This is a genomic window from Paenibacillus sp. Y412MC10, from assembly GCF_000024685.1.
Classification (GTDB): Bacteria; Bacillota; Bacilli; order Paenibacillales; family Paenibacillaceae; genus Paenibacillus_AQ; species Paenibacillus_AQ lautus_A.
Genome location: NC_013406.1, coordinates 1360312 through 1378364, shown reverse-complemented (window position 1 = coordinate 1378364; position 18053 = coordinate 1360312). Strand labels below are relative to the sequence as shown.

General features: G+C 52.0%; 16 protein-coding genes and 1 pseudogene. 5 read left to right on the top strand and 12 right to left on the bottom strand.

The annotated features are described in order from the left end of the window. Positions 1–44: 44 nt before the first annotated feature. On the top strand, positions 45–437 hold the full coding sequence (locus GYMC10_RS05815; RefSeq protein ID WP_012819296.1) for a hypothetical protein: 393 nt from the start codon (positions 45–47) through the stop codon (positions 435–437). An 81-nt stretch (positions 438–518) separates the two neighbouring features. Then, positions 519–1274 carry a YheC/YheD family protein gene (locus tag GYMC10_RS05810; RefSeq protein WP_012819295.1) on the top strand — a complete coding sequence of 252 codons (756 nt, stop codon included), beginning with the start codon at positions 519–521 and terminating at the stop codon, positions 1272–1274. A gap of 113 nt (positions 1275–1387) precedes the next feature. Here the strand turns inward: GYMC10_RS05810 and GYMC10_RS05805 are convergent, their stop codons facing one another. From GYMC10_RS05805 to GYMC10_RS05775, 7 genes are all read right to left on the bottom strand, one after another. Beyond that, on the bottom strand, positions 1388–1774 hold the full coding sequence (locus GYMC10_RS05805) for a RidA family protein (RefSeq protein ID WP_012819294.1): 387 nt from the start codon (positions 1772–1774) through the stop codon (positions 1388–1390). 82 nt (positions 1775–1856) lie between these two features. Continuing rightward, complete coding sequence (gene nhaC, locus GYMC10_RS05800) at positions 1857–3371, bottom strand: Na+/H+ antiporter NhaC (RefSeq protein ID WP_012819293.1); 1515 nt, start codon at positions 3369–3371, stop codon at positions 1857–1859. Between the two features lie 148 nt (positions 3372–3519). Continuing rightward, positions 3520–4692, bottom strand: a complete 1173-nt coding sequence (locus GYMC10_RS05795; RefSeq protein ID WP_012819292.1) for a MalY/PatB family protein — start codon at positions 4690–4692, stop codon at positions 3520–3522. A 57-nt stretch (positions 4693–4749) separates the two neighbouring features. After that, the gene (locus tag GYMC10_RS05790; RefSeq protein ID WP_012819291.1) at positions 4750–5421 is read right to left on the bottom strand and encodes a transcriptional regulator; all 672 of its coding nucleotides are present in this window, start codon (positions 5419–5421) and stop codon (positions 4750–4752) included. A 343-nt stretch (positions 5422–5764) separates the two neighbouring features. Further along, positions 5765–6274: a CYTH domain-containing protein gene (locus GYMC10_RS05785; protein WP_012819290.1), complete on the bottom strand. Its 510-nt coding sequence runs from the start codon at positions 6272–6274 to the stop codon at positions 5765–5767. A gap of 130 nt (positions 6275–6404) precedes the next feature. Then, the gene (locus GYMC10_RS05780) at positions 6405–6869 is read right to left on the bottom strand and encodes a DinB family protein (RefSeq protein ID WP_012819289.1); all 465 of its coding nucleotides are present in this window, start codon (positions 6867–6869) and stop codon (positions 6405–6407) included. A gap of 197 nt (positions 6870–7066) precedes the next feature. After that, the gene (locus GYMC10_RS05775; RefSeq protein WP_012819288.1) at positions 7067–7381 is read right to left on the bottom strand and encodes a hypothetical protein; all 315 of its coding nucleotides are present in this window, start codon (positions 7379–7381) and stop codon (positions 7067–7069) included. A 273-nt stretch (positions 7382–7654) separates the two neighbouring features. On the opposite strand from GYMC10_RS05775, the gene GYMC10_RS05770 reads away from it, so the two are divergent. Beyond that, positions 7655–8629: an aldo/keto reductase gene (locus tag GYMC10_RS05770; protein WP_012819287.1), complete on the top strand. Its 975-nt coding sequence runs from the start codon at positions 7655–7657 to the stop codon at positions 8627–8629. Between the two features lie 86 nt (positions 8630–8715). Here GYMC10_RS05770 and GYMC10_RS05765 read toward each other — a convergent pair whose 3' ends face one another. Both GYMC10_RS05765 and GYMC10_RS05760 read right to left on the bottom strand, forming a co-directional pair. Further along, complete coding sequence (locus GYMC10_RS05765) at positions 8716–12774, bottom strand: tail fiber protein (protein ID WP_012819286.1); 4059 nt, start codon at positions 12772–12774, stop codon at positions 8716–8718. A 263-nt stretch (positions 12775–13037) separates the two neighbouring features. Continuing rightward, positions 13038–13976, bottom strand: a complete 939-nt coding sequence (locus GYMC10_RS05760; protein ID WP_012819285.1) for an aldo/keto reductase family protein — start codon at positions 13974–13976, stop codon at positions 13038–13040. Between the two features lie 160 nt (positions 13977–14136). Between GYMC10_RS05760 and GYMC10_RS05755 the strand changes: the two genes are divergently transcribed. Next, entirely contained in the window at positions 14137–14475 is a 339-nt protein-coding gene (locus GYMC10_RS05755) for a winged helix-turn-helix transcriptional regulator (protein ID WP_009594357.1), read from the top strand. A gap of 143 nt (positions 14476–14618) precedes the next feature. Here GYMC10_RS05755 and GYMC10_RS05750 read toward each other — a convergent pair. Continuing rightward, positions 14619–14825 (bottom strand): annotated as a pseudogene (locus GYMC10_RS05750) (KGG domain-containing protein); the annotation flags it as partial. A gap of 341 nt (positions 14826–15166) precedes the next feature. Beyond that, positions 15167–15916 (bottom strand): MerR family transcriptional regulator, encoded by a 750-nt coding sequence (locus tag GYMC10_RS05745; protein ID WP_012819283.1) that lies wholly within the window; start codon positions 15914–15916, stop codon positions 15167–15169. A 184-nt stretch (positions 15917–16100) separates the two neighbouring features. Here GYMC10_RS05745 and GYMC10_RS05740 point away from each other — a divergent pair, with 184 nt between their 5' ends. Then, positions 16101–17057, top strand: a complete 957-nt coding sequence (locus tag GYMC10_RS05740; protein WP_012819282.1) for an LCP family protein — start codon at positions 16101–16103, stop codon at positions 17055–17057. Between the two features lie 46 nt (positions 17058–17103). Here GYMC10_RS05740 and GYMC10_RS05735 read toward each other — a convergent pair whose 3' ends face one another. Continuing rightward, the gene (locus GYMC10_RS05735; RefSeq protein WP_012819281.1) at positions 17104–17883 is read right to left on the bottom strand and encodes a helix-turn-helix transcriptional regulator; all 780 of its coding nucleotides are present in this window, start codon (positions 17881–17883) and stop codon (positions 17104–17106) included. Positions 17884–18053 lie beyond the last annotated feature (170 nt).

Sequence of the window (18053 nt, the reverse complement as noted above, 5' to 3'; positions counted from 1 at the left end):
CTTGTATATTGGGACTGATTCAAGATGCAAGGGGGAATTTATCCATGTTGAAATACAGCAAATGGCTGATGCGCATCGCGGCCATTTATATGCTCATCGGCGCATTGATCGGAGCGGACATGGCAGGCAGAAGCAGCTACAGCATGGTTGCAGGCCACGCCCATATCCTGGTGGTAGGCTGGCTGACCTTGTTTGCCTATGGCATGTTCTACTACGTCTTTCGGGACAAGCTCAGCATGAAAAGAACCGCCGCGATGCACTTCTGGACGAGTTTGCTCGGGGGCGGGATCATGCCGCTGGGCATGCTGATGTATTACCAAATGCAGAATACGGCAACCCTGCTGGCCTTTATCATTCCCGCGTCGATTTTGCTTGTTGCAGCAGTTTTATTTATCACCTTATTGTTTTTCGATAAAAAATTGTTTTCGAGCACATAGCTTGGCTCAAGGCCATCGTGGAGGCTTGCTCTACTTTATCGGCATATGCTGAACAAAAAAAGAGAGGTGAGCCTCTTAACTATGAGCTATAAAAGCAGTACCATCAAAAGCAAGTGGAAGAAAACGAAATGGTTGAACGAAGATGCTTACTTCAGGCAGTACGTGCCCCACACGCTGCCGTTCAGCAAAAAAAACCTGAATGCTATGCTGGCGGACTACACCACGGTTTTCTTCAAACCTACGGATGGCTCTGGCGGCAATAACATTATCCGGATCCGCAAAACCGGCGGAGGCTACCAAAGCCAGCTGAACACGACGAAAACGTCGTACTCGAGCTCATCTCAGCTGTACCGCGACCTGAATCGCTTTGCAGGGAGCAGACCTTATCTGCTGCAAAAAGGAATTCGCTTGGCCAAAAGCAATGGCAAGCCGTTCGATATCCGGGTGATGGTCCAGAAAACCCGAGAGGGCGCCTGGGTCGGCACCGCCCTGTTCACGAAGGTCGGCAACCCGAACAAAGTTGCCACCAATTATAATCAAGGCGGCTCCATCGGCACGTTCAAGAAAACGATGAGCGGCGCCAATTTCGACTCGGCCTTCATCCAGCAGCTCGAGTCTGAACTCAAGGGACTCGGCGTTGCCGTAGGCAAAAACTTTGACCGCCATTATAAAGGATTCAAGGAACTTGGCCTGGACGTGGCTGTCGATTCCAAAGGCAGACCGTGGATTCTCGAGGTCAACACCAGACCGCAAATTTATCCGCTCAAAAATCTAAAGGACCGCAGCCTCTACCATAGAGTGCTGTCTTACGGTAAGCATTATGGGCGTACGAAATAAACGAGGATACTTCAGCCGCTTAAACCAAACGGCCGGGCATCATGCCCGGCCGTTTTTGGCTGTAATCTCATTTTAAAAACTTATTATCAAGATACCTGGAAGAGCGCTTATTATTACGGCTTGCTGGCTACCACTTCAATCTCAACCAAGCCATCCTTCGGCAATCGGGCTACCTCTACGGCGCTCCGTGCCGGATACGGTTCTGCAAAGAAAGAAGCGTACACCTCGTTGACCGCTTGGAAATCGTTCATGTCCTTCAGGAACACGGTCGTCTTGACGATGTGCTCCATGCCGAAGCCGGCAGCCTCCAGAATCGCCTTCACGTTAAGCAGGGAACGCTTCGCCTGCTCTTCTACCGTCGGCGCGAAATGCCCCGACGCATCCATGCCGAGCTGGCCGGAGGTAAACAGCAGATTTCCGTATTGCACGGCTTGGGAATAAGGGCCGATTGCTCCTGGAGCCTGCTGGGTTGCGATGGTTTTTCTTTCTTGTTGCGTCATGGTGTTCTCTCCTCTGTAGCGCATAGTATTACGCATTTATAATTATGGTTGGTTACCATCTTCCAAAACATCATCATCTGTATTAATGGGCCGATGCAGCTTCTGCAGCGTCTTTTCGGCTTCCGTGATGCGGATCATCGTATTCCTTCAGCATTTCCTTTTGCTGCTCAGGCGTAAGTTTGGCAATGCCGAACCCGGTAAAGCCCCAAATCGTTGCAAAAATAATGCCTGTCCAGCACAGCACCGCCCAAGGCAAATAGGATAGCGTTGCTACGCCAAGCGTTCCGGCCATATAAGCACCGGCTGCCGTCCATGGCAGAATCGGTTCGGTAATGGCGGCGGAATCCTCCACCGTCCGTCCCAGATTCTTCGGATGCAGACCGCGGCGGATGTAAGCCTCGCGGAGCATCTCGCCCGGCATCAGGATGGAGACTTGTCCGTTGCTGGTTACGCCGATCATGGTTAGCCCCGTTGCAATCGTCGCCAGGATCAAGGAGCCTGTGGAACGCACATGCTTCAAGAGCCTGTCCACGATCAGCTCCAGCGACTTGGTCAGCGATATCGTGCCGGCGAATGTGATTGCGCTGAAACAGATAAGCAAGGTTCCCATCATGGAACTCATGCCGCCCCGATTAATAAGGCGAGGTATGTCCGCAATGACGGTATTCGGATCAAATCCGCTGACATGAACCATCGCGATATCGAATCCGCTGACAACCGAGGTTACCACGTCATGCAGCGTGAAGCCGTGAAAGATCATGCCGTTGGCCATCGCCACGATCGACGACAGCAGCATGACGGGAATCGTAGGTTTCTTGGTGATCGAGCCGTACAGCACAATCAGCACAGGCAGGATCAGGAGCAGGTTCCAGTCGTATATCGTTGCCAAGGTGTTCATGATGTCGGTTATCTTCTCGGGAACTCCTGTACTGGACACATGCGTGTTCAAGCCCGTGACCACGTAGACGATCCCCGCCACGAAGAAGGACGGCAGCGTCGTGTACAGCAAATGGCCGATATGCTCATACAGGTTAACGCCGGTCGACAAGGCCGCGATGTTGGTTGTATCCGAAAGCGGCGAAAGCTTGTCCCCGAAGTAAGCCCCTGCTACAACCGCGCCGGCCACAGCCGCGAGATTGGCGTCCATTCCGGCGCCAACGCCCATGAAGGCGACCCCGATCGTACCCGCGGATCCCCAGGAAGTGCCCGTACATACGGAGACCACGGACGTAACGAGAAAAGCGGTGATCAGCAAAAACTGCGGATCGATGATTTTCAGGCCGTAGTAAATCATCATCGGGATGGTTCCGCCGACCATCCACGCGCCGATCATAAATCCGACCACAATCAGGATGAGGATGGCGGGCATGGTTTTGGCTATTTTCTGCGAAATGGATTCCAATATATCGTTGTAGCTGTACCCCAGCTTAATCGCGATCAAACCTGCGACGATGGCGGATACAATAATCAGCGGCTCGGGCGGCAGCTCGAACAATACGTAACCAAGGCACAGCAAGATTACCATGGTGAAAATCGGAAGCAGCGCCAGAAACATGGTCGGCTGCTTAATCATTCGTTCCTCTGTTGGCTTAGCCATTATGAATTCCCCCTGGATGTAAATAAGAAAACGTCTATCGACGTAACCTTCTGTAGAAGACATACCGCATATAGCGGAAGTTTTTCCTGCGTGATAAGGTTGGTAAGCCTTTGAAATTTATTCCTTCTGATCTCTTAGACTATGGTTGTTAACGCTTTAGTGGATAAGCCGCAGCAAGCCGCTTCAGGCCTTCCTGCAACACAGGGCGTGGCGCAGCCACGTTGACCCTGATATAGCCTTCACCGCCGGGCCCGAAGGATGAGCCGAAGCTGACGCTGACGCGCGCCTTTTCCTGGATCCACTCCACCAGATCCTTTTCATGACAGCTCACTGCCTTACAGTCGATCCATAGCAGGTACGTCCCTTCAGGATCGATGACGTTCAGCTCAGGCATATGATCGGCAATGAAGGTTCGAGCATAAGCAATATTGTCTTTGATATAAGCGCGCAGCGCCGTCAGCCATTGATCGCACGAAGTATACGCAATTTCCAGCGCGGGCACGGCGAAGAATGTGGGATTATGAATCCCCGCCTGCTGCAAACCTTGTTGAAACTGCTCCCGCAGCGCAGCATTGGGAATGATGATGTTGGCGATTTCGAGACTCGCCAGGTTAAAGGTTTTGCCCGGCGACGTGCAGATTATGGAACGGTTCGCAACCTCTTCGGACAGCTTGGCGATGACGGTATGCTCGTGACCTTCATGAATGAAATCGGCATGGATGTCATCGGACACAATCAGTGCGTCATACCGGATGCAAAGCTCCGCCATGCGTTCAAGCTCCTTCCTCGTCCATACGCGGCCCACCGGATTGTGCGGGGATATGAGCAGGACCATCTTGACCCCTTCCTGCATCCGTCGTTCCATATCGTCAAAATCGATCTCGTATCGCCCGTCCGCAAGCACAAGCGGACTTTCAACCAATATCCGGCCGTTTAGCGTAACCGCTTTCGCAACAGGCTGATAAACAGGCGTGTGGACAAGGATCCTGTCTCCGGCTTCCGCGAATTTCTGAACAATGACCGAAACGGCCTGCACAATGCGCGGACAAAATACGATCCACTCGGGCTCGACCTGCCAGTCATAGGCCTTATCGAGCCAAGCACGGACCGCTTCGAAGTAAGGCGGAAACGGATCGGTATATCCGTAAATGCCGTGACGCGCCGCCTCCGCTACCTTGTCCACCACCATGGGCGGTGCCGGCAGATCCATATCCGCCACGGAGAGAGCGATCATGTCGTTCCCCATGCTCTGCGCCATGCCGTCCCATTTGGCGCTGTTCGTTCCATACCGGCTGACGACCTTGTCAAAGTTATATGTCATGATGTCACCTTCCATTGTCTCAGGATGCAATGCATGTTTAACAGGATAAACGGCCGCTTATTTCAGCTTCTGCAAATAGCGATACACGGTAGGCTCCGATATGGATAAAGCAGCGGCAACCTTGGAAACCCCGCCCTTCAGCAGGAATACGCCCTGCTCGTTCAATTCCTTCACAATCTCGATCTTCTCGTTCGAAGATAAACGGTCCGCCGGAATGCTGATTTTGCCTAGGACGGTCTGGATGATGTGCTGAAGCAAATCGTCCACGTTCCCCTGCAGGTATTCGGTAGAAGGCTTGTCGTCCTTGGGCGCATCCAGGGCGGCCGGCGGCGTAAGCGAACCTCCCCGCAAAATGCTGTTGATCCAATCAGCCGCAACCTCCATATGCGTGATGTCGATGTTCAAGCACATAAGTCCGACCAGCTCGCCGCTTCCGTTCTTAATAAAGTACGTAGACGATCGGAAGGTCTGCCCCCGAGCGCCGGAAGCTTTGTAGTTCGCGATGAACTGCTCTTCGCGGTAGGCCTCCGCCTTCAAAATCTTCAACACGAGGTCGGTGGAGGCATCGCCGACCCGGCGTCCGCTAATATGGCCGTTCTCGATAAAGATGATAGAGCGTTCCGGATCGCTGATATCGTGCACGACCACCTCGCATTGAGGTCCGATGATCGCCGCGATAAAAGAAGCGATCGGAAAATAGCTTTCAAGCAGCTGCTGGTTTTCATTCATAAAGAGCCTCTCCCTTCTCTGATACGCCATCATTTTTATGGATATCGTCCATTGAAGAATAATAATTAATTATCATGATAATATTATATTATAATAATAAACCGTTTACAATAATCTTGTCAAAAAAAGTCGATGACTGTCCGAATGCTCGAATAAGCAGGCATCCGGCGAAGGTGTATCTCGATAGCTGCGCGCTCTGTTTGCTCCATGCCATAGGAAAAGGCTCTTGCGAACCTGCCGCAAGAGCCTTTGTTCTAACCGTATGGTAAGGGCGTTGTCCCTCGTATCTGAACTGATCGCGCTTGTCCCAAGCGCCTGTCGTCCTATCCAAGCCTTATTCGGCTCAGGCCTCCCTGCCTGCTTGAAGCTGCAGATCCCGCCATACCTTCTTGTTGCTGTATTGTTTGTCCGTGCTGATATCTTGTCCGAACCATGCCGGCGGCACAAAGCCGTCAGCGGCTTCCAGGGAAGGAAATTCGACTTCCAGCACAAGCAAGCTTATCTGCGCATAATCGTCGATTTCGATGATCGTGCTGCCCCATCGGGCGGTTACCCGTCTCTTGGTCAACGGAATTGCCCCATGCGCCTTGACTACCTGACCGTAGAGACCTTCGGAAATCGCATATTCAACTTCTTCCCGGGCAATTCCCCACCCTTTTTTGAACGTATGGGTGAATTCGAGCCGACCCGATGTCAGATCCGTTATTTTGCGGACCCGCAGCTCCTGGTCCCCATCCAATGCCAAATACGTCTGCTCGATGAACTGCTCCTTCACGACCACGATGATTCCTTCCTGAATCAACTCATCGGGGTAAGCCTCCATAAGGTATTTGCGTTCGATTTCAATCGCCATGAGTGTGATGTCCTCCATTCGTCATTCCCATTCTGCTGATTCCATTATAAGGACCCGCTGCCCCAGCGACAAATAAAAAACGATAGAAGGTATACGCAGGGGCATACTTCTATCGCTTCGAGTTCAAACATTACTTTATCAATTTTTTATAAGCCTTGATCACCTGCGTGTGCATGCCTTCGTGGTACAAGCTGAACGTAAGAAACTCGCCAACGGTTTGGAACGTCACGGGACCGATCGTCAGCGGGTGGGCCGAAGCCTGGTCCAGGCGATTCGAGAAGGTTTCGCGGATCCGGGCGGTTTGCTCCTGCAAAAGCTCCGCCAGCTCGGACAGCGCAGGCGGCTTCGACGTCCAATCGGCCGGCTTGGTTCCGGTTGCAAACCATGCCTCGAATCCTTCCGGAAGACGCGGCTGCTCGCCCGCGGTCGCAAAAGCGAACTGCTCGGTTACGGTGTAGATATGCCCGAGATTCCAGCGAATGCTATTCGCAAATCCTTCCGGGATGATATCCGCTTCCTGTTCCGTTACATGTTCCACTGATTTCAAGGTTGCTCCTCTGGCAAAATCCAATTGGTTGAAAATCGCTTCATTCATAGCATAATCCCCCTTCCAATTCGTACGTAACTATCCTATCGTACTATTTTGCCTATCGCAAGGAGTCCTAAGACAATTCGCGTAACCTTTCGAATTTAGACACGAATCGCTTCATCGATTAGCTTAAGAATATAGTAAAGCCTGGAGCTGTGAATGAAAGATTCACTCAGTTCCAGGCTTTATGCATGCAGATAGAATTATGCCGCTCTAGCGATGATGCGGTTGTTCTCAAGAACGGCTCTAGCTTCCTCCGTGGCAGGACGATAGCCTTTCTCCAACAGCTCCTTAATATATATCTTGTTATACACGAACGAGAATATGATTCCGCTGATCCAAGCCCCGATTCCAAATGTAAAAGGACCGACTACGGCAGAGATAATAAACATGATGACTGCCCACTTCAGATCGCCTCGGAACAATGCCGGGAAGAATGCAAAGAATAGCGTCGTCCAGCTAAAACCTACCTTCACTTGTTTCGTTACCCCAGCATCATTTTTCAGATAAATCTTCATGATTCACACTCCAACGATTAGTGAAAAAAGAAGTCGTACTCCAACATCCGAAGTAGTTCTTAAGCAGTAAATCTCATGGTTAATCCGAATCTTTTCTCCTACGACTATATTACCATTTCATGGTATGGAAGTTAATCACTTTTTTTAGATATTGTCGAAAAAAGATGTAGAATCTTACATCTTCATACCTTTTATGCGTTCGATCCATTTGAAGCGCCTCTTGGATCATGTTTATACTATAGGAAATCTATACATAAAGGAGTGGGATCAAGCATGAATTATCGCCGTCTTGGCAGCAGCGGCCTCAAGGTTTCAGAGCTGGGGCTCGGCACGAACGCTTTTGGCAAAAGAGCCGATCAAGAAACATCCACCCGGATCCTGGATCACGCGCTGGACCGTGGCATCAATTTCATCGATACCGCCAATATTTACGCCGGATCGGAATCCGAGCGCATCATCGGTGAGGCGCTGGCGGGCAAACGTCATAACGTCGTATTAGCCACGAAAGCCGGACTCGTGAACGGCCAAGGACCGAACGAACGGGGCTCCTCCCGCTATCATCTGCAGCAAGAGCTGGAGAACAGCTTGAAGCGGCTGAAGACCGACTATGTAGACCTATATCAGATCCATACGTTTGATCCGGACACTCCCCTTGAGGAGACCCTGCGCACGCTGAACGACATGGTAACATCGGGCAAGGTCAGATATATCGGCGCCTCCAACTATGCCGCCTGGGAAATCATGAAGGCGCTCGGAATCAGCGAATTGCGCGGATATGCCCGTTATGTATCGACCCAAACGAGTTATTCCCTGGCAGACCGTACGCCGGAGCTGGAGCTTGTCCCCCTCTGTCTCGATCAGGGTGTTGGCATCATTCCGTATTTCCCGCTGGCCGGCGGCATTCTCACCGGCAAATACGGTCAGGGCACAAGCAAGCCTGCCGGCTCCCGTGCAGAAACGGACCCGAACTTCAATCGCTTCCTCGAAGAGCACAATCTGAGGCTCGGTCAACAAGTCAGCCAGCTCGCAGCAGAGCACGGCCATTCTCCCAGCGCGCTGTCCATTGCCTGGCTGATGGACCGCCCTGCCGTCTCGACCGTCATTGTCGGGGCTACGAAGACCGAACAGCTGGACGATAATCTGAAAAGCCTGGACATTAAGCTGGACGAGTCCCTGCGCACGAGCCTGGATGAAATCAGCGACGGCTTTGTTCATGCCAAGCCGTTTGCGACGTATCGGCTGGGGTAAGCTGCGATGTTCCGCTAATACAAAGAGCTGCTCCGGGACCAACGGCCCTTCGGTGCAGCTCTTTTTCTTCTATACTCGTATAGGCATTATTTAGACGGCATATCTCCGATCATCCCCGATGCGGATAGCATCCGTAGAAGAATCGTTGCCGTTTCCGCCCTGGTCATATCACTCCGCGGTCTCAGCTTGGCATCGTAACCGCTCATGAGTCCGCTGTGAACCACTTCGGCTGCAGCCGCCTTGGCCCAACTAGCCAATTCGGCACGGTCTTGGAAAGCAGCCAGCACAGCCTCCGAATCCATGGCCTCTACCATTGGGGAAACCTCAGCGAACTTTAACGCTCTTGCGAAAATAACCATCGCCTCCTGTCTGGAGATCAAGCCATTCGGCAAAAAGGTCCCGTCGGCATAACCGTGTATGAGTCCGCTTCCGCTTGCCGCCGATACGGCCCCCACATACCAGTCCCGGGAAGTTACATCTTGAAACGTGCTTGTATTGCTTTGCTCCGTTAAACCGAGCGAGCGTACCATCATGGTGACGAATTCAGCACGGGTTACCGGTTCATTCGGATGGAATCCGGCGGCGCCTCTGCCGCCAACGAGAAGGCGTGACGCCATCTCGTTCACCGCCGCCCCGGCCCAATGGCCTTTCATATCCGATAATTCTTCGTCGTGGCTGATTAAAGCATACGTCCCGCTGTATAAACCTTTTATTATGGCGTAAGTACGGCCTTCCCTCGTAACCAGCCGGGTTGGTGCGTGATGAACCTTCCCTTGATCATCCAGCAGGACGGCCGTTGTCACGATGGCAGCTGACCCCTCTGCCACGGGAACTTCCAGCTCCACATAAGAGGAATAGGTATTTCCGCTCAGCCGTTTTCCTTGATCATAGGCTGCGACGCTAACGTCTATGGAGCCATAATGTTCACCAAAATACTTCCCGTTCCCGACCTGCTTCAGCTTTGCGCTGATCGCGGCGTTGCCATCGGCTAGCCCAAGTTGAATCGTGCCTTCCTTCGTTCCGGCAAGACTGCCGATCTGTTCGGAAATGGCTTGAACCGGAATACGGACGCTGCCTGCCAAGGTCTCGAATGCAATCATCGCTCCGCTTGCTTCAAGCGCTTTGGCTGATTTGCCATCCAGAACCACCACGGCTTGATCAAGCCCCTCCGTGGCGCGCAGCCGGACGATCGGTCGGCTGTTCTTCTCCTGTGCCAGCAGCGATTGGAGCCTGTCTCCGTTCATCTTGACGGTCAGCACGGTCTGTCCATTCTTTTTCGTTATCTCCGATAATATCAAGCCGGTCTGCAATACATCATTGAAATACGACGTGACGTGGCTGCTGCCTGTCGGGCTCTTCCCTGAGCCTGCCCCTTGACCTGCTTGAGAACTCCCGCTTACGCCAGGTCCTTGACCTTCCGAAGATCCTGATCCGCCCCCCGGCGTCCCCGGATTGGAAGGATTTCCGGGTTCAGGTTCAGGTTCAGGAGAAGCGGCTGCCTCTCTGGTCACATCCACCGTGTAAGTTTTCGCAGCTCCGTTCTGAGCCGTAACCATAAGATGAATGGTGTTGCTTCCTACCGCTAGGCTGATCGAATCTGATGCCTGTCCGGCGGAGACAGCCTTACCGTTTATCGTCACCGTTGCCTGAGGATCGGAAACGCTCGGCGTTATGCGGATCTCCGTTATACGGTTTCCAACATGGCTAATGTAGCTGGTGACAGCAGGGTTGAATGCCGGAGCAAGCGTTCCATGCGATAATGCTAATCCGCTTAAATCCGCATCGCCCGGAACGGGTATCTCGGCACCGGCCGGTCTTGCGCTCACCTCTTCCGAAAATGCGCTGGAACCCCCGACGTTACCGGCTTTCACCGCAAAATAATAAGTCGTTCCGTTCAGTAAATTCCCTGCCGAATACGTCGAACCCGTAACCGTTGCGATCGGTGAGCTCCCGTATACGCCGGACTCCGTCCCGGAATAAATATCGTAATAAGTCGCACCCGTAACGGTGGACCACAGTAAGGTCACCTCACCATCTCCTGCAGTAGCCGTCAAATTTGCAGGTGCTAACGGTGCTGCGACAGGCCCAGCCTCCGTTGTAAAGTTCCAATCTCCAGGGCCCTTCATGCCTGCATAGAGGTTGCCTGCTGTATCCTGAAATGCGCCATCCTCTATTTGGATGTAATAACGCGTAAGATACGACAGCTGTCGCGTCAGACTTACCGCAACCTTCTCGTCGATCACGCTGACGCGGGAGCTATCGGTTACGTCGATCGACTCGATCTTTTGATGGTCCGCCGCTCTCATAATCGATATGTATTTGCCGCTGCTTGCGGTTACGGGTTCATCGAACGTGAATTCAAGTTTCGTCCCGATCGGCACGTCATCCGCCAGATGCAGAGGAGCCCGATCGACCACGACAGGCGCATCCGCATCATTCCATTTGGCATACAGCGTCAGGTTAGCCAGAATGGGTGTCTTAAAATCAAATGGAAGCTGAAAGATTCGATCCATATACCACCCTCCGAAGGCATAACCGGGTTTTACCGGATCAACGGGCTTCGTTGCTGTTGTATGATAAGGGACGACCTCATCTGCCACGGGAGAACCCCCGTTGCTGTCGAACGTCACGGTTTTAGGGAAATAGATCGAGAATTGAACCTCAGACTTATTCCCTGCACGGTCGGTTACGACGAGATCGAATTCCCCTTCCGTGTTAACCCTGTCTCCGCTTTGAAACGCTTGCTGATTGAGCGTTGCGCTCCCTTCATTGAAGAAGATTTGCAGCTCCCGATCGTATTGGCCTCCATCTGCCACGCCTGAAACCAGAGGCGCGGTTTGGTCGATCTCAAAATCGGCCTTGACCGTTTTTCCGCGAGGCGACTCGACGACCAGTCTATACTGGCCATCCTTGCGGATGGTCGTACCGCTGGCAAAGGGCTGCCCGTCCAGCGTTCCCGTGCCATGGGTATAAACAGGCGTCACTTCGTGATTATAAATTCCTCCATTGGTTACTCCGCTTATCCGGGGTTCAGGCTCTGCCACGTGGATGGTAACGCTGGTTACGCTGCCGCTCTTGTTATTATTGCTAGCGATATATGTAAAAGAATCTGTGCCAACAAAATCGGCATCCGGCGTATAGGTAAAGGAGCCATTCTTATGAAATGTTATCTTTCCATGAGCAGGCAGATCCACGATGTTGGCGATCATGACATCGGAATCATTTTTCAGAACACCCGGTGCAGGAACGCTTAATACGGTGGACTCCGCCGTCGTGTATTGATCCGGCACGCTAACGGGCTGAACCTGCTGCAAGACAGGAACGATTCCCGTTTGGAATACATAATACGTTGTCAGCGGATCGACTCCAAGATCGGGAATCGCAAACGTTTGATCCGGCGATCCCCCGAAAGCGTTGCCGATTAAGCCGTACAGCGCCATGTTCGAGGCAACATTCAGCAGTTTACCGTCCGCCTTAAAGGAAGCGAGGGCAGGGATATCCAGAGGAAACTGACGTGTCTCGCCCATGTATACGGCACCAGCCGTACTGGGTTGGATCCCGGACTTGGCGGCGAAATACCGGATCTTGGGCTGCACAGGGTCAATCTCCGGCAATTTAAAGCTGCCCTGCCAGTCTTGGCCGAATGCAGTGCCGTAGATGCCGTACAGAGGGTCAGAATTGCTTAAAGCGGTCCCGTCAGCCGCGACCCAGTTATCATTCATCTCCATATAGTAGGGAAAGAGCCGAAGCTCTCCCAGCATCGTATTGGAGGTCAATCCACTGCCTCTCGGAAATAATCCCTCAGCCGCGATATAGTATCCCATGCCCGGTACCGGTTCTTCCTCCCGTAAATCAGGCAATGCAAACGTCCTTGTGCCATCCCCGCCAAAGTTGCTGCCCAGTAGAGTAAACAAAGGCGAATTTTCCTGATTTATCGTTAACACCTGCCCTGCACAGTATATCCACCCTTCGGGACCATCCCGGTAAGGAAATAGACGGATCTCCCCCAGATATTGAGCGTCTGGAAGATTAGCCTTAACCGTCTTCGGAGATGCGAACACACCCAGTACAACCTCCAAACCTATTAGAATGGACAACATCACCTTCAACCATTTCGCGGATGCCATCTGCCTTCGTTTTTGCATATTGCAACTTCTCCCCCTAATGCATTTGTCCTATTATAATACTAATCAATATTATAATATTACTAGAGAGTATTAAAGGACAATCGGTATTTTTCAAGCATCTAAACATCCGCCAAGCTGAGTGAAGAAAACTTCCTGATCAGGAGTATGCAAAAAAAGATGGCCCTGAACCAAGTCAGAAGCCACCTTATTAAACCAATCTATTATGTTGTCCCCGGGTTTCTCTTGTCTCCCAGATCACTGAGATAGGGTGCATTCGATTCCTATTTCAGAATCTCCTCGATGCGAGTCTGAACATCTTCGTTAAGTTCGATACCGGATGCCTTCGCATTCTCGGTTACCTGCTCCGGACGACTTGCGCCGACCAGTGCGCTGGCTACGTTCGGCTGACGCAGAATCCACGCAAGCGCCAGATTGCCCACGGACACGTCAAGCTCTGCCGCAATCTTCTCCAGCTCGCGAACCTTCGCGATTTTCTCCTCGGTAATGCCTTTGCGCATCCATTCCAGCTTCGCAGCTCGGCTGTCAGCCGGAATATCGGAGGCAGAGGTATATTTCCCTGTCAGCAGGCCTTGTGCCAACGGGGAGAATACGACCTGCCCAATGCCGGAGCGCTCGCTGAGCGGAATGATTTCCTTTTCAATATAACGTTCAAACATATTGTAGATGGGTTGATTGACCACGATGCGGTCGAGGAGGAAACGATCCGCTACCGTCAATGCCTCCGCAATTTGCGATGCCTGCCACTCGCTGACGCCGACATAGAGCACCTTGCCCTGGCGAACAAGGTCGTCGATCGCGCGAAGCGTCTCGTCCAGCGGCGTTTCCGGATCATGGCGGTGGCAGTAGAAAATATCCACGTAATCATGGCCAAGACGCTTCAAGCTGGCATGCGCCTGCTCCATGATATGCTTGCGGGACAAACCCCGATCGTTCGGGCCGTCGCCCATCGGCCAGAAGGCCTTCGTGGCCAGCACGTACGATTCGCGCGGATACGCTTTCAAGGTTTCGCCTACCAATACTTCGGCTGCGCCCTTCTCGTAAACATTCGCCGTATCAAAGAAGTTAATGCCCAGATCATAAGCCGTTTTAATCGCGTTAACCGCATTCTCGCGTTCAACGTAACCTCCGTATGTAAGCCAGCTTCCCAAGCTGACCTCACTGACCTTGAGACCTGTGCGTCCTAATCTTCTGTATTTCATGGCAAATCCTCCTTCAATAGATTAACTTGGATGCTACATGAACTATTCTAAAGTAGTTCCTATTCCCACGGAAGAAGTGAAATGTTCTTCACTATATTATAGGAAGGATAGCTGATATACTGGAGTATAGTTAATAGAATACCGGAAGGAGCCTATGGTTATGGGAAATAAAGCGAGCAGTTACATACCGAAAACTCCCGAACATATCGAATGCAATATCGAAAAAACGTTGCTGGTCCTAGGGGGAAAGTGGGCTTTTCTCGTCATTCGGGAGCTCTTTGGAGGCACGAAACGATTTGGCGAGCTGCAGCGGCAAATCCCGAATGTCAGCCCGCGGGCACTGACCACGACGCTTCGCCACTTGGAAGAACAGGGCGTGCTGGAGCGCGAAGTATTCCCTACCGTTCCGGTTACGGTGGAATACACCCTAACGCCGAAGGGCATGGACCTGCATGTCATCTGCAAGGAAATGAAGCTGTGGGCAGCACGGTGGACTTAAATTCAAGATAACCAGGATCCCCTTCCGACTAACAAGCCGGGCCCGGGGGATCAGCTCAAAAAAAGCAGCGGCGGATTCCGTTCAACGGGAACCGCCGCTGCTTTGTTAAAAGCTTGCTATTTTTAGATTGTAGATTTCATTTAATCGTTATTGTTTTGATTGCCGCGGGATTCTCCGCCTTTGCGGCCGATTTCCTCGTAGAACTCCTTATCGTGGGAATCCGATGTGGCCTCTCCGCCCTTACGGCCGATTTCTTGGTAAAACTCCTTGTCGTGATTCTTGGCCGTTGCTTCGCCGCCTTTGCGTCCGGCTTCTTCTCTGCTCATTTTGTTGCCGTTGTTGTTAGCCATTGTTCATCACTCCTAAGTTGTTTTTTGTTGCTGCTACGTCATCTATTTAACCCTTCGGAAAAAAATTAAACATTACTTTTCGATTCCTTCGCTCACCACATAGGGACCTGTTCCCAGCGTAGAGTGCTGGTTTGGCGGGAGGATTTAATACGGGAACGTCGCCATAAGCCGCCGGATTCGCCACGTATTCGAAATTGCCGGTACCGTCTGGCAGCGGGCAGCTCGCCCAGCGCCATTCGCGGCTCTCCTCGCCGCTGAAACCGTACCGGCTGGTTCACGCGGAATCCATGTATGCGTCAGAAATGACAAAAGCCGCGGCTCGCGCGGCTTCATCATAGGATTTACGTCAGATTCGCATACGCCTCTGCAGCCGCATGCAGATAATAGGCCAGCCCCGTCTGCTGCTCTTCCAGCATCCGAAGATGGAATTCATCGTGCAGGAAAAACTTCGTTTGCCCGGCAAAATCGGCGGCGGTAAAAGCATGGCCCTGCTCGTTCATAAACCGCAAATGCTCGTGGATCGAATCCCGAATACGCTCATCATTGTGCCTGATTCCCGTTTTCAAAGCATTAGCCATGCCAGCCATGAAGTCTGCCGCTTCCTTCGCTTGCTCGTTCATATTGGGAACATCCATCGGTGCACCGTCAAGCAAATCCACCTCGTACCGCTCCTTCAAATGTTGATTCTGCTCAGCCAAGGCATCCTTCCACTCTTCTTCGCTATCAAAACCTTTGAACATTTCTTCCGGCTCCATGCGTCTTCCCCCCCCAACGTATTCTATGGACTGCCTCAACGTCTGCAGAACGCGCTCCAGCCGATTCCACCGGGCAAGAAGCAGCTTCTCCTGCTCCGTGAGAATGGAGAGCCGATCCGGCGTTTCCTCCATCAGCTCTTTAATTTGCTCCAACGGAAAATCCATCTCCCTGTAGAACCGGATTTGCTGCAAGAGCTCCAGTTCCGCCGCGCCGTACAAGCGATACCCTGCATCGCTGATCTCGGCAGGCTGCAGCAGTCCGATTTTGTGATAATGATGCAGCGTCTTGATGGTTACCCCGGACAGTTCCGAAACCTCTTTTACCGTGTACAGCATGCTGTTCCCTCCTTCGATCTACAGTCTAAGGCCTCCCCTTGGAGGAGAGTCAACATGATCATGGATCCCGGATCCTTCGAATCTCCGGAATCGCTTTTCTCAAGAAAATATGATTTTTGCTCATTAATTTGCTAGAATGGTCCATTATGCACTCAGTTCAACAGAAAGGATGTTATAGGAAACGATGAAAAGGAAATGGTTCAAATACGCCATGCTCTTATTATCCGTTGGAATCTTGGGGATTATCTCGTACTATACCTACGCTATCATACAATTCTCAAACCAAATCTCGACCGCTTCGAATCCGGTGAAGCCAACGGGGAGCACGGGGGCCGCACAGGAAGAGGTCATTGAAATTCCGAAGTGGGAGGGCAAAGAACGCGTCAATATTCTTCTGATCGGAGGAGACTCCCGGGGAGACGATGCCGGAAGATCCGATACCATGCTGGTGGCCTCCATCGATCCCGTTACGAAAAGCGCCCATTTGTTCTCAATTTTGCGGGACACCTACGTGGACATCCCCGGTCATGGCAAAGGAAGGCTGAATTCGGCTTTTGCTTACGGCGGCATCGAGCTGACCAGACAGACCATCAGCGATTTGTTGGACCTGCCCATACATAAATATGTTTACACCGATTTTGTCGGATTCATTGCCCTGGTCGACGCCATCGGCGGAGTCGACATTGAAGTAGAGAAAGACATGTATTACACAAGCAAAGCCGACAAGCACATGTACGATATCGATTTAAAACAAGGGCTGCAGCATCTCGACGGCAAAATGGCGCTGCAGTATGTCCGGTTCCGGCACGATGCGAGGTCCGACTTTGCCCGTACCGAAAGACAACGGATTCTCATGACGGAAGTCGCCAAGAAAATGCAGACCACGAACTCGCTCATCAAGCTGCCCGGCATCCTGGATTCGATCGCGCCTTATATCGAGACGGACTTAAGCCCGAAGGAAATGCTGAAGCTGATGGCGCTCGGGTTTGACGTGAACCTGGACAAAGTCGATCAGCAGCAGATCCCGCCGTTCTCGCTGTTGACCAACGAGAAGGTCGGACGGGCCCAGGTGCTCGGCGTGGATAAAAACAAATTGCGGCAGTACGTAAAGGAATTGTTCGAAAGCGATGCCGCTGAATAAAGCCAGCAAACAAACGAAAGAGGGCGTATGCCCTCTTTTTTTTCGGCTAGACCGTCCGCGGACGCTCATGCAGCAGCTCCGACGGAGCGCTGCCTGTGAACCGCTTATAGATTCTGTAGAAGTAGGAGAGGTCCTGATAGCCGAGAAATACCGCAATCTCCTGTACCGTCAGCTGCGATTCCGTCAACAGATAGGCTGCCCGCTTCATCCGCTGGGCGTGCACGTACTGGCTGATCGTCTGTCCCGTGACGCTCTTGAAGAGCGCCGCAGCGTAATTGGGCGTTTTGCCGATGGCATCGCCGAGCTCCTCTTTCGTTATTCTCTCCCGGTAATGCCGCTCAATGTAAGATTTCATCCGTTCCGCATGCAAGTGCTTCTCAGGCGTGATAACGCCCCGATCCAGCTCTCGGCTGATATAAATCAACACTTCTGTCAATAATGCTTCTATCATCATTGCATAATAAGAGGGGCGCTCCCGCCACTGCTGGTGGATCGCCTTCAAACGTTCGTGGATCAATTCGTAACAGCCCGGCTTATGCTTCAACGCTTCTTCCCGTTCAAGCGCCGATAAAGCCGTGGGCGGCTCTCCCGTCCATTGAACGACCATTTGCGTGTGCGTCACGGTAGGGATGCTTTTGCCGTAATACGGAACGCCGGCCGGAATAAGCAGCAGCTCCCCCTTCTCCATAATCTGCTTATTCCCATTCACCCAATATACGCATTTTCCATAGGTCGTCACGCTTAGCCGCCATGCGCTCTTCCCATGGTCTGCTTCCTCATACCAATCGACGCCGCTAATTTGCCGAACTTCAACCGGAGTGACCATAATCCCACCTCATTTGCGTTACTATAATCCATTCATTGTACTATAGTTCATATCATGATTCGACAAGACAGGCTACAATGTGATCATTAGGGTAGTTCATGAGCTTTACATTTCTAGAAGCCCGAGTACTGCAAAATGCCGCAGGGTGCAAATACAAAGGAGGAACAACC